The organism is Rickettsia senegalensis (genome assembly GCF_056135685.1).
In genome coordinates, this window is sequence record NZ_JBVYTQ010000001.1 from 78,247 (window position 1) to 91,114 (window position 12,868).

Genomic DNA, 12,868 nt, shown 5'->3' on the forward strand with positions numbered 1-12,868 from the left:
AAGTGAAAAATCGGTAGACGAAGGTCAATTTCAAAAAGAGCAAGGAGTTCACAAGACGAGGAACGGAGCGTATACTTAATACGTGAGTACCACAGAACTTGTAGAACTACGTAGCCAATTTTTGAAATTGACCTGTAGAAGTCAAGATTTAATCTTACAGACATTATAAAAATTATATCTGAATGTCTGATAAGTTATGACTGTCAGATGAGTATTCAAGATATAAGATTTCGTTATTCTTTTCAACAGCTAACTTTTTACTATCCATAAAAGTCTGCATAGGTGTTTTTCCATAGCAATATTTACCGGAATGCGGTCTTTCATTATTATAATATTCTAGCCAAATATCAAGATCTAGTTGTAGATCATCAAGATCAGTATAGATCTTTTTACGCATAGCAGTATCAAAGAATTCTTGTTTCATAGTTTTATTAAAACGTTCACACATACCATTTGTTTGAGGAGAATATGCTTTAGTAGTAGTATGCTCAATACCCTCAATGCTTAAGAACAATTCAAAAGCATGATGTTCTATATTACCTTTATACTCACCACCTCTATCAGTTAAAATACGAAGTACTGGTATTTGCTGACTCTCATACCATGGTAACACTCTATCATTAAGCATGTCAGCAGCGGTAAGTGCTGTTTTATCAGTATATAGTTTAGCCTCTGCAACCCGAGTGTAACTATCAATAAACACTTGAGAATATACCTTGCCTATGCCTTTAAAATTACCTACATAATATGTGTCTTGGCATCCTAGATAACCTGGATGCTGTGTATCAATCTCACCATGAGCTTCTTTCTCGCTACGCCGTTTCTCTAATACTTGTAACTGAGCTTCGGTAAGAACAATACCATCCTGAGCCATTTTGGCTTCTAATGCTTTAAGTCTTTTATTGATATTATTTAAATCATTACGTAGCCAAATAGATCTAACTCCTCCAGGTGATACAAGAATACCAGTCTTTTTAAGCTCATTTGATACTCGCAGCTGACCATAAGCGGGGTATTCTATTGCCATATCTAATACTGCTCTCTCTACGGCAGGATCAACTCTATTCGCTATAATTGGCTTCTTCCGACTAATCTCATATAATGCTTCTTCTCCTCCTGTTTCATATAACTCTTTAAACCTATAATAACTGTCTCTACTGTAACCCATAGCTTTATATGCTGACGATATACTACCAAGACTCCTAGCTAATTCTAGTAATCCTATTTTTGGCTTTATTATTTTTTGATTTAGATTCATCTCTAATCCTCCATTTAATATTATCTTAATTTTACTAAATGTAAGATTAAATCTCAACTATTACAATTGACCGAGTATACTTAAGCTTTTGCTGTTTTGGTTTTAGCAATAGGAATATGTCTCTCTTTAATTCTAGCCGACTTACCGCTTCTTTGTCTTAAATAGTAGAGTTTAGCACGACGAACTGCCCCGTATTTTACTACATCAATAGAGTGTACTATCGGCGAGTAAGTCATAAAGCGTCTTTCGACACCTTCACCATGGCTAATTTTACGTACTAAGAAAGATGAAGTAATACCGCGATTTCTTTTTGCGATAACTACACCTTCATAAGCTTGAAATCTTTCCGTTAATTTTTCCTTACCGTCTTTCTCAATCGATCTATCAATAATTTTAACAGTTACCTTAACTGTATCACCGGCTTCAAAATCAGGAATTTTTTTATTTGCAGTAAGCTTTGAAATATTTTCCTGTTCAAAGTGGTCAATAATATTCATTTTTTAACTCCTTAACTCTATAAATCTTTAAGTAACTCCGGACGGCGTAATTTAGTAATCATACGTGATTGCTCTTTTTTCCACTCATTAATTAGCCTGTGGTTACCGGATAATAAAACACTCGGTACAGCACGATCACGCCAAATTTCAGGTCTTGTATATAGACCGCATTCAAGCCCGCCCTTAAATTCCCCGTCTTCTTCAAAAGACTCGGAAGATAAGGTATTTTGGTTCATTAAAACACCTGGCAGTAGTCTAATTAAGCAATCGAGAATGGTAAGGGTAGGTATCTCTCCGCCGGATAAAATGTAGTCGCCTACACTAGTTTCTTTAACATTATACTCTTCAATTACACGTTCGTCAATCCCTTCGTAACGTCCACATAAGAATATAAGGTTTTTATTTTTTAACATCTCCTTAGCAAAGCTTTGAGTAAAGATTCTACCGCGAGGTGAAGGATAGTAAATTTCAGCATTAGGATTTAAAGCAAGGGCATGATCTATACTACTGCCTAAAACATCAGGACGCATTATAAGCCCGTCACCACCGCCGTAAGCTTCATCATCGACATTTTTATGCTTAGTTAGACCGAAATCCCGAATATTAATAACATAATATGACCAAATATTTTTTTTCAGAGCCTGCCCTGCTAAAGAATGTCCTAGAGTCCCAGGGAACATTTCAGGAAAAACGGTTAAGATTGTAGCGTGAAGTATAGACATACGTTTATGCAGAAGTCAAGATTTAATCTTACAGACATTATAAAAATTATATCTGAATGTCTGATAAGTTATGACTGTCAGATGAGTATTCAAGATATAAGATTTCGTTATTCTTTTCAACAGCTAACTTTTTACTATCCATAAAAGTCTGCATAGGTGTTTTTCCATAGCAATATTTACCGGAATGCGGTCTTTCATTATTATAATATTCTAGCCAAATATCAAGATCTAGTTGTAGATCATCAAGATCAGTATAGATCTTTTTACGCATAGCAGTATCAAAGAATTCTTGTTTCATAGTTTTATTAAAACGTTCACACATACCATTTGTTTGAGGAGAATATGCTTTAGTAGTAGTATGCTCAATACCCTCAATGCTTAAGAACAATTCAAAAGCATGATGTTCTATATTACCTTTATACTCACCACCTCTATCAGTTAAAATACGAAGTACTGGTATTTGCTGACTCTCATACCATGGTAACACTCTATCATTAAGCATGTCAGCAGCGGTAAGTGCTGTTTTATCAGTATATAGTTTAGCCTCTGCAACCCGAGTGTAACTATCAATAAACACTTGAGAATATACCTTGCCTATGCCTTTAAAATTACCTACATAATATGTGTCTTGGCATCCTAGATAACCTGGATGCTGTGTATCAATCTCACCATGAGCTTCTTTCTCGCTACGCCGTTTCTCTAATACTTGTAACTGAGCTTCGGTAAGAACAATACCATCCTGAGCCATTTTGGCTTCTAATGCTTTAAGTCTTTTATTGATATTATTTAAATCATTACGTAGCCAAATAGATCTAACTCCTCCAGGTGATACAAGAATACCAGTCTTTTTAAGCTCATTTGATACTCGCAGCTGACCATAAGCGGGGTATTCTATTGCCATATCTAATACTGCTCTCTCTACGGCAGGATCAACTCTATTCGCTATAATTGGCTTCTTCCGACTAATCTCATATAATGCTTCTTCTCCTCCTGTTTCATATAACTCTTTAAACCTATAATAACTGTCTCTACTGTAACCCATAGCTTTATATGCTGACGATATACTACCAAGACTCCTAGCTAATTCTAGTAATCCTATTTTTGGCTTTATTATTTTTTGATTTAGATTCATCTCTAATCCTCCATTTAATATTATCTTAATTTTACTAAATGTAAGATTAAATCTCAACTATTACAAAATACCCCACCCACCTGTTCTATAATCTTCTTTTCTTTGTTTTTTAGCAGCAGCTGTTGCACCACTCCTAAATGCTTCAGCTTTTTGTTTATTCGTTTTATGAGCTTGATCACTTTGAAATTTTTGAAATTCTGCTTTCTTAGCAGCTTCTATATAGCGATTTTTGATTTTCTCTAAGCGTCTCATAGCATCTTTATCTAAACTAATACCTGCTTCTTTTGCTTGCTGCTCTATTTTTAATGCTGTCTTATAACTTACTTCTGCATAAAATTCACTCTAGAATCTTTCTTCATTGCATCATTATATGGATTTATCTTATTATTTTTGGTCATGCCTCCATATTGCAGTTATGCCTATTAAAAAGCTATACGTTCAATAAGAGTACCAATAACCTTATCATGAATATCCAATGACTTGGAAAAGCAGATTGTCTTACGTGCAAGCCTCTTGGGTCATGCCTCCATATTGCAGTTATGCCTATTAAAAAGCTATACGTTCAATAAGAGTACCAATAACCTTATCATGAATATCCAATGACTTGGAAAAGCAGATTGTCTTACGTGCAAGCCTCTTGGGTCATGCCTCCATATTGCAGTTATGCCTATTAAAAAGCTATACGTTCAATAAGAGTACCAATAACCTTATCATGAATATCCAATGACTTGGAAAAGCAGATTGTCTTACGTGCAAGCCTCTTGCATCTCGTTCTAAGGTTCAAGTTACTTCGTTCTATCCGTTGAGTGTATTTTTTACTGATAATATGCTTTTTAGGGTCTAATAACCTAGCATAACTCCCCCATCCATCTGTATAGTAAAAAGTCACCTTGAAATTCTCTAGTTTTTTCAGTAATGATTCTAATGTGCTATCACATCTTGTACCAAACGTATAAGCAACTACTTTTAACGAAATCTTATCCAAGGCATACCAAAGCCATCGTTGTATGGATTTATTCTGTACATAAGACCATTGTTCATCTATCTCAGGAGCAATAATTACTTCTGTTGTACTGATAGAATGATTTATTGTTTTTTAATACTAGATTTTTTTAAAACACGGATAACTGTATTGATACCCACTTTTAATACTCTTACTGTATCTCTAACTCCAGAGCCGTTGATTGACATTTCTACTATTTGCTCCTTAACTCCAGGCTTAGATGCATTATTAATATACTCCAATTGAAAATATCGATTACACCGCTTGCATTGATATCTCTGTTGTTTTGAAATTGAATATCCTGACTTTATTACTTCTTCTGTGTTGTTACAATATCTACACTTAACATCTATTTTTGCCATAACTCCTTAACTATAATTCTCTCTTATTACTGTTTGAGGATTATAGACTATTTACTCTAAACTGCAATACGGAGGCACGACCTTATTTTTAATATCCTTTATTTGTTTTTCTGCTTTCTTTTTATCAAAATCTTCCGGCATAACTTCCCTCAAAATTTAAGTTAAAAATATATCTATAGTTGCATATATTTTATTTCAAAAAAAGTTAATAAAGAAAAATAGAGATAGAAGTAATTAAAAATTAACCAATTTGTGTTATAAAAACTTCATTACTTCTTCAGCGATGATTAGCTCTTCGTTTGTCGGCACAGCAAAAACTTTAACCTTACTATCAGATGTACTTATTAGATGTTCTTTTTCTTGGTTTTTTGCATCATCTATTTTAATGCCTAGCCATATAAGTTTTTTGGTAATCATTTTACGTATTACAGCGGAATTCTGTCCAACACCGGCAGTAAAAATTAGACAATCAAGCCCCTCAAGGGCAGCAGTTAACTTACCTATTTCAAGTACAATGCGATACACGAATAAATCTATAGCAAATTTAGCATCAGGTGAGTTACTGGCAAGCAAGGTACGCATATCAGAGCTTTCACCGGACATACCGAGTAATCCTGATTTCTTATATAGTAACTCAGTTACTTCTTTCGTAGTCATTTTCTCATGGTCGATAAGATATAACACTACTCCAGGATCAAGGTTGCCTGTCCTTGTACTCATCATAACACCATCGAGTACGCTAAAGCCCATGGAACTTGTTAGACTAAGACCATTTTTAATAGCACATAGACTACTACCGCTTCCTAAGTGAGCTATAATAGTCTTTGTAGGTAAATCTTCCTTCGTCATTTCTTTAAAATGGCTGCTAACATATTTATATGATAACCCATGAAAACCGTAACGAATTATCCCTTTATCATAATATTTTTTCGGTAAACCGAAAGCTTTTGTAATAGGCGGATTAGTAAAATGAAACGACGTATCAAAACATGCTATATGTAAGATTTCTTTATATTTTTGAAGAAATAAATCCAGTACCTGCAAATTATATGGTTGATGTAAAGGGCTTAGGGGTATTAATACTGTCAAATCTTCGCTAACTTTTTCATTAACAATAACCGGTTTATTAAAATTTTTCCCGCCATGGACAATACGGTGACCGGTTGCAATTAAATTGAGATTCTCTTGTTTTTTCCACCAATCTTCAAAAAGATCAATCATCATTTCAATAGCATCATCTTTAATGTCGGTAGCAGATTCCTGTTTTTTATTTATATGAAATAATATTTTATTGTCATTCTTCTCTAAAAAAATATTATAAATTTTATCCTTAACTTTTTTATTCTGAATTTCAAAAATAGAAATTTTTAAACTAGATGAGCCGGCATTAGCTATTAAAATAACATCTTTCATATTATTTACCTGCTTGGATATGTAGCTTTGCCTTAGTGTGATTATAGATAAATGAAGCAAGTACACAGGAAATAACACGCATATCCATAGGATCGGCTCTACTTGTTAAAATAATAGGCACACGGGCTCCAAGAACGATACCCGCCATAACCGCTTGACCCAAATATTTTAGCTGCTTTGCAAGCATATTGCCTGATTCAAGATCAGGTACTACTAATATATCGGCATTCCCTGAAACCGAAGAACTAATGCCTTTTGCTTCTGCAGCAAATAAAGATATAGCATTATCAAACGCAAGCGGTCCATCAACTATAGCATTCGTAATTTGCCCTCGATCTGTCATTTTTGATAAAGCGGCGGCGTCAAGGGTTGTAGGGATTGCGGAGGTTACCGTCTCAACTGCTGACAATACCGCAACTCTAACCTGCTTGTCTTCTTTGATCATATGCATTAAATCAATAGCATTCTGCACTATATCACGCTTATCTTCTAAAGTAGGACGGATATTAATAGCAGCATCAGTAATAATAAAAGGCTTTGGGAACGTTGCAACTGCCATTAAAAAAGCATGGCTTATACGGCGTTCGGTACGTAGTCCATTCTCCTTATGAACTACTGCAGACATAAGCTCATCAGTATGAAGAGACCCTTTCATAATAGCCGCAACTTCTCTTTTCTTTGCAAGCTCTACGGCTTTTTTTGCTGCCTCGTGGCTATGCTCAACGTTAATTACTTGATAATCCTCAAGATCGACATTATTAACTTTTGCTACTGATTCAATTTTATGTTGCGGACCAATCAAGACTGGTTTTATTACATTAAATTGTGCTGCTCTAACTGCACCGAGTAATGATTCTTTATCGATTGGATGAACTACTGCAGTTTTAACAGGCTTAAAGCCGTCGGCTCTAAGTAATAGATCGATGAAATGCTTTGCTGCTTCATCAAAGTCAGGATCGTTGATTTCTTTTGGCGGAGTATAAGTAGTGCCTAATTTCTTAGCTAGAATTGCATCTAAAAAAGTCTCGTTTATTATATGTTGTTTCTTCATAAACCCCTTAATAAATTAATCACTAACTTAATTAGATAATATATAAGTTAATTAATAAAGGAGAAACTAGTTATTGTTTTTAGTGGAAATTTCTTAAGTGCCATTAACGCAACAGTGTATATCGATGTCATCCCGTGGTGGCTTGCCTACGTGGATCAAAAAATATCTTTAATGTCATTCCCGCAGAAGCGGGAATCTAGAAAAAAGGGAAATGTCATCCCGTGGCTTGACCACGGGATCCAGTCAAAAATACTAAAATTATTAGTATTTTTTTATTGTTTTTGTGGATCCCGTGGTCAAGCCATGGGGTGACAGTGAAAAGTACTGGATTCCTGCTTTCGCAGGAATTACATAAGAACTATATGTGTAATAGTTGAGATTTAATCTTACATTTAGTAAAATTAAGATAATATTAAATGGAGGATTAGAGATGAATCTAAATCAAAAAATAATAAAGCCAAAAATAGGATTACTAGAATTAGCTAGGAGTCTTGGTAGTATATCGTCAGCATGTAAAGCTATGGGCTACAGTAGAGACAGTTATTATAGGTTTAAAGAGTTATATGAAACAGGAGGAGAAGAAGCATTATATGAGATTAGTCGGAAGAAGCCAATTATAGCGAATAGAGTTGATCCTGCCGTAGAGAGAGCAGTATTAGATATGGCAATAGAATACCCTGCTTATGGTCAGCTGCGAGTATCAAATGAGCTTAAAAAGACTGGTATTCTTGTATCACCTGGAGGAGTTAGATCTATTTGGCTACGTAATGATTTAAATAATATCAATAAAAGACTTAAAGCATTAGAAGCCAAAATGGCTCAGGATGGTATTGTTCTTACCGAAGCTCAGTTACAAGTATTAGAGAAACGGCGTAGCGAGAAAGAAGCTCATGGTGAGATTGATACACAGCATCCAGGTTATCTAGGATGCCAAGACACATATTATGTAGGTAATTTTAAAGGCATAGGCAAGGTATATTCTCAAGTGTTTATTGATAGTTACACTCGGGTTGCAGAGGCTAAACTATATACTGATAAAACAGCACTTACCGCTGCTGACATGCTTAATGATAGAGTGTTACCATGGTATGAGAGTCAGCAAATACCAGTACTTCGTATTTTAACTGATAGAGGTGGTGAGTATAAAGGTAATATAGAACATCATGCTTTTGAATTGTTCTTAAGCATTGAGGGTATTGAGCATACTACTACTAAAGCATATTCTCCTCAAACAAATGGTATGTGTGAACGTTTTAATAAAACTATGAAACAAGAATTCTTTGATACTGCTATGCGTAAAAAGATCTATACTGATCTTGATGATCTACAACTAGATCTTGATATTTGGCTAGAATATTATAATAATGAAAGACCGCATTCCGGTAAATATTGCTATGGAAAAACACCTATGCAGACTTTTATGGATAGTAAAAAGTTAGCTGTTGAAAAGAATAACGAAATCTTATATCTTGAATACTCATCTGACAGTCATAACTTATCAGACATTCAGATATAATTTTTATAATGTCTGTAAGATTAAATCTTGACTTCTACACTATATGTCAATCATTTAAATAATTTCCAATTTCGTTCTTGCGGTGGTGAATCCTCTCTTCCTTCAAGGAAAAAATCATCAGTGGGGTTTTCGCTTAGTTCTTTAAAGACTTCTTCCCAGTTTTTTTGTGATTTTAAGCTTTTCTCTGATGATAAATATTTAAGTTCTTCAGAACCATTTTTAGTTTTATCGTTTATAAACATTTTATTTTTACATATTCTATATACTACAATCACTTAAAAAACAACCTAGTAAATAGATGATTGGTAGACGAAGCTCAATTTGAAAAAGAGCAATGGGTCTGTAAGCCGAGGAGCGGAGCGTATACTAAATACGTGAGCATACAAGGACTTACAAAGACGGCGTAGCCAATTTTTCAAATTCAGCGAGTATACTATTTCATCCCTCTCAAATGATCTTCTAATTTTCTTAGTTTTCTGCCTTCATTTACTATTGGTCTCACATATTTTTCCATTTTGGCATGTTCCCTATATTTATTAATCTGATCGATCTGAGCATTGACTTCATCGGTAATAGCTTGCTTTCTATCCTCTATTTTATTTAATACTTCAGTACTATATTCATAATTTTTAACATCAGCATTAAAGTTATTAAGCTCTTCCGTAATCTTTGCGTCTACTTCAGGTCCCTGCTCAGTATCTTTGATCTTTTGTGCTATTAATGCCGGCATTTCCTCAATGTTGATATCATCTCTTTTGAAATGATCTTTAAGCTCTTTATAAGTTTGTTCTAAATTTCCTTCAGCTTTCTCGTGCATAATATCATAATGCCCTTGGCGACGAGTATATCGATCTCCTTCTATAAATTCTGCATGTTTTCTATGGGCGTTATCTATCATATCTCGCATCTGAGAATCAGTAGCTTGCTCACGCATAAATCTGTCGCCCATCATTACCGGTTCACCTTCCTCGAATAACCTACCACGCACCTCATGAATAAGCTTTCTTTGAGCTAATTCTTGATAATATTCTACATCACTCTGTCTACCTGCTTTTTCTAGTCTTGCTAGATATTCCGGTGATAATATATCTGCTTGAGCAGCTAACGTTTCTTTATTAATATGCATTTGGAGTTCTTCACGTTCCCGTGCTTTTTCATTATCTTTTAATTTTTCGCTATAAGTTCTAAGCCTTGGATCGTTATATTCAAAATCATGCCATTCGGCACTGGTTAGATTACCCTCATAAGCATCACGTAAATCTTGACCGACTATTGCAGTTAAAGCTCCTCTTTTTATTCCCGTATAACCGGCATAGAGTTTTTCACCTATACCTACACGCCTTTCTTCTTTTAATTTACGTTTTGTATCAATACGATGCTCCATCTCTTGCCAACTTCTAAGCGGTTTTATATTTTTACCGAACAGACCGACGCCTCGCCCTGACATTTCTTGGTGAGCATATTTATAAGCATCTTGATAATCTTTAGTAAAGTTCGCATCGCTAGCGAGTTCACGTAAGTTAGCATCTTTTAATGACTTATCAAGCTCTCTTTTTTGTTCTTCACTTAAAGCGGCGTAATCTTTCACTCCATATTTATTTGCAGCAATTTTATCTCGAAGCTGAGTAAATTTCATTTGCGATAGTTCTTTTGCTTTTAATTCATTCCCTTTAGGTAAATTCTTTAACAATTCTGAAATACCGTTTTCATAATCAGTAATAGCATTCATTTTTACATCTTTAGAATCTATACCGTATTTTCTCTTAACCTCATTTTGTACGGCTTTGTTTGCTGAAGAACCGAGAGCTTGCTTTTCAAGCCTTCCCATCATTATATCTTCAAATCCTTTAGCAAAGAACATACTAGTTTCTGCTAACTTCGCACTTACACGAGTAGTTATAGGTGCACTTACCGTCTTAGCTACATAACTTAGCGGTCTATTCATTTGCTTCGCTGCAGATTCATAAGATTGCTGATTAACTTTTTGTATGTCTGTTAAATTACCTGAAGTACCGGCAATAAATTGTGCAGTCGATATAGCAGTATCATTAAATTTACTTAGCAAATAAATAGACACGAAAATTAGTAATATCCCATCAAGTTGGACAAATTTCCCGTTTATAAAATTACTAATCCTTTTTGCATCTTTAACTAAATCTAAAAACGGTAATTCAATATAGCGTTCATCTATACACTCATACGCAGCACAATGCTTACATTTATCAGGGTCATTCTTACAAGAATCATCTACTATTATATGATCTTCGGGAACTAATATCTTTGCTTTGTGGAAATTATTTATGCCTCCTTTCATTGGTACAGGGAACCACCAATAAAATATTGAATTACCAAGGCTTGGATCTATATCCTCAAGAAAACTACCGAATATTTCATTTATCGGACCTAAATTAGGAAAATCATGTTTACATACCCCAAAACCAAGAGTTGAATATATTTCGGTTCTGATGATCATTGAAATAAAAGCGATACCGGCAAATAAAATTATAGGCTGTAATGCATATGATATTAATTGTCTTAACCAATTCTCAAATAACGAACGAGTTATATTAAACAACATGAAACAAATAAATATCGGTCCCATAATTATAATCATACCGATAGTTATAAGAGCGGTTAGATAGATAATAGTAGCTTTAAATATAAGAAAGAAAATAAAATATAGGGCTATTAAATATAGAATGATATATATAAAACCAAGCCAATCAACAAATAGTAAAGAAAATAATTTAGATAAAGTTTGAGGAGCAATAAGTAACCCCAGCAAACTTTGAGAACCAGGACCGGTAGCTGCAGCTTCATTAATTATTTGCAGTATTTGCTGAACTCCGTCAATAAAAAATACGAATAAATAATCATGAAAAAAAGCCCATGCTTTATCCGTACTTAATAATATTGAGACTATACTAACTTTTAATATTCTAATTATAAGTTCGACATGAGTAAGGTTTATATTACCTATTAAAAAGGAAAAACCCGTAAACATTATATATAGAGTTAAAATAGCCGAGATGCTCATCCTATAACCCGGCGTATCAATTATTTGTTGATAAGTTTTCTTTATAATCCCATCCTTACCAAATAATACTCCTTTTATCAAATCCGTTAAAAATTGTAGCGGATCGGGTCTAGTATCAGTAACTCCGGACTTGATTACTAATCTATATTGCCCGCTATTATCATCATAAAATTTATCTATAATCTTAAAATAAAGAGGAGATTGAGCATATTTTGACTTATCCTCACCTTTATATTGATAATTTATTCCCCCTGCTGGTAAGAATTGTCCTGTACTACTAATACTATAAAATTTATAGCCTGCACTCGAAGTAAGCTCACCTAAATGCTGAGTTATACCTTGCGGTTTACGCTGTGAGTCCGGTGAAATATTGGGATCGGTATTTTTAGCGGCAATAAGAAAATAAAGCCCGACACCGTCTGTCATTATGCATGGAGGATTACTAATCATTGCGTCATTTTGATTTGCGGGATTAGGAGTACACATATTAAGTCTAGCATTATCCCAAAAAGTACACGGTTGTAGCTTAACGCAAAAAGCAGCCAAAGTAGTTGTGTTATTTTTCTGACCATACCACGGACACCATGCAGATAACTGACCTGAAGTATTTTTATCACCAAGTATATAACTCCACGGTCTTACCATAACGGTTAAAGGATAACCATTTACTTTATAAGCACTATCACGCCATGGTACTACCTGATCACCTTCCTGTCTTGAAGTAATTTCTTCCGGATTATATCTAGAGGAGACATTGAATTTGATAAAACCAAAATCATCAGGGTCAATACAAGTATCGCCGGTACAACCGGAAAGCAGTAATAACGATGATATTAATAATGTAATAAAAATATTTTTGTTCATTTATTTTAAGTTA

11 protein-coding genes and 2 pseudogenes are annotated in these 12,868 nt (G+C 34.3%); 1 reads left to right on the plus strand and 12 read right to left on the minus strand.

Features of this window, described 5'->3' with window-relative positions; all coding sequences use genetic code 11:
• Positions 1–172: 172 nt before the first annotated feature.
• The 10 genes and pseudogenes from AC0ODJ_RS00365 to AC0ODJ_RS00410 all read right to left on the minus strand — a co-directional run bounded on the left by AC0ODJ_RS00365 (position 173) and on the right by AC0ODJ_RS00410 (position 7,438).
• On the minus strand, positions 173–1,258 hold the full coding sequence (locus AC0ODJ_RS00365) for an IS481 family transposase (protein WP_121834048.1): 1,086 nt from the start codon (positions 1,256–1,258) through the stop codon (positions 173–175).
• A gap of 80 nt (positions 1,259–1,338) precedes the next feature.
• Positions 1,339–1,755 (minus strand): 50S ribosomal protein L19, encoded by a 417-nt coding sequence (rplS, locus tag AC0ODJ_RS00370; RefSeq protein WP_474464470.1) that lies wholly within the window; start codon positions 1,753–1,755, stop codon positions 1,339–1,341.
• Positions 1,756–1,772: 17 nt separating this feature from the next.
• Entirely contained in the window at positions 1,773–2,477 is a 705-nt protein-coding gene (trmD, locus tag AC0ODJ_RS00375; protein WP_218460475.1) for a tRNA (guanosine(37)-N1)-methyltransferase TrmD, read from the minus strand.
• A 46-nt stretch (positions 2,478–2,523) separates the two neighbouring features.
• Complete coding sequence (locus AC0ODJ_RS00380; RefSeq protein WP_121834048.1) at positions 2,524–3,609, minus strand: IS481 family transposase; 1,086 nt, start codon at positions 3,607–3,609, stop codon at positions 2,524–2,526.
• Positions 3,610–3,669: 60 nt separating this feature from the next.
• A complete protein-coding gene (locus AC0ODJ_RS00385; protein ID WP_256621299.1) occupies positions 3,670–3,861 on the minus strand; it encodes a tRNA (guanine-N1)-methyltransferase in 192 nt (63 codons plus the stop codon).
• A 170-nt stretch (positions 3,862–4,031) separates the two neighbouring features.
• A pseudogene (locus AC0ODJ_RS00390) lies at positions 4,032–4,112 on the minus strand (IS1 family transposase); the annotation flags it as partial.
• A gap of 43 nt (positions 4,113–4,155) precedes the next feature.
• Positions 4,156–4,236 (minus strand): annotated as a pseudogene (locus AC0ODJ_RS00395) (IS1 family transposase); the annotation flags it as partial.
• Positions 4,237–4,279: 43 nt separating this feature from the next.
• A protein-coding gene (locus tag AC0ODJ_RS00400) for an IS1 family transposase (protein WP_474464353.1) occupies positions 4,280–4,974 on the minus strand; the annotation gives its coding sequence in 2 pieces (ribosomal slippage) (positions 4,280–4,701 and positions 4,701–4,974; 696 coding nt in all).
• A gap of 255 nt (positions 4,975–5,229) precedes the next feature.
• The gene (locus AC0ODJ_RS00405) at positions 5,230–6,387 is read right to left on the minus strand and encodes an acetate/propionate family kinase (RefSeq protein ID WP_218460360.1); all 1,158 of its coding nucleotides are present in this window, start codon (positions 6,385–6,387) and stop codon (positions 5,230–5,232) included.
• Between the two features lies 1 nt (position 6,388).
• The gene (locus AC0ODJ_RS00410; protein ID WP_218460361.1) at positions 6,389–7,438 is read right to left on the minus strand and encodes a phosphate acetyltransferase; all 1,050 of its coding nucleotides are present in this window, start codon (positions 7,436–7,438) and stop codon (positions 6,389–6,391) included.
• A 430-nt stretch (positions 7,439–7,868) separates the two neighbouring features.
• Here AC0ODJ_RS00410 and AC0ODJ_RS00415 point away from each other — a divergent pair, with 430 nt between their 5' ends.
• Positions 7,869–8,954, plus strand: a complete 1,086-nt coding sequence (locus AC0ODJ_RS00415; protein WP_127896995.1) for an IS481 family transposase — start codon at positions 7,869–7,871, stop codon at positions 8,952–8,954.
• A gap of 50 nt (positions 8,955–9,004) precedes the next feature.
• On the opposite strand, the gene AC0ODJ_RS00420 is transcribed toward AC0ODJ_RS00415, so the two are convergent.
• Both AC0ODJ_RS00420 and AC0ODJ_RS00425 read right to left on the minus strand, forming a co-directional pair.
• On the minus strand, positions 9,005–9,196 hold the full coding sequence (locus AC0ODJ_RS00420; RefSeq protein ID WP_256621596.1) for a hypothetical protein: 192 nt from the start codon (positions 9,194–9,196) through the stop codon (positions 9,005–9,007).
• Positions 9,197–9,387: 191 nt separating this feature from the next.
• A complete protein-coding gene (locus AC0ODJ_RS00425) occupies positions 9,388–12,855 on the minus strand; it encodes a type IV secretion system protein (RefSeq protein WP_218460977.1) in 3,468 nt (1,155 codons plus the stop codon).
• Positions 12,856–12,868: the final 13 nt, after the last annotated feature.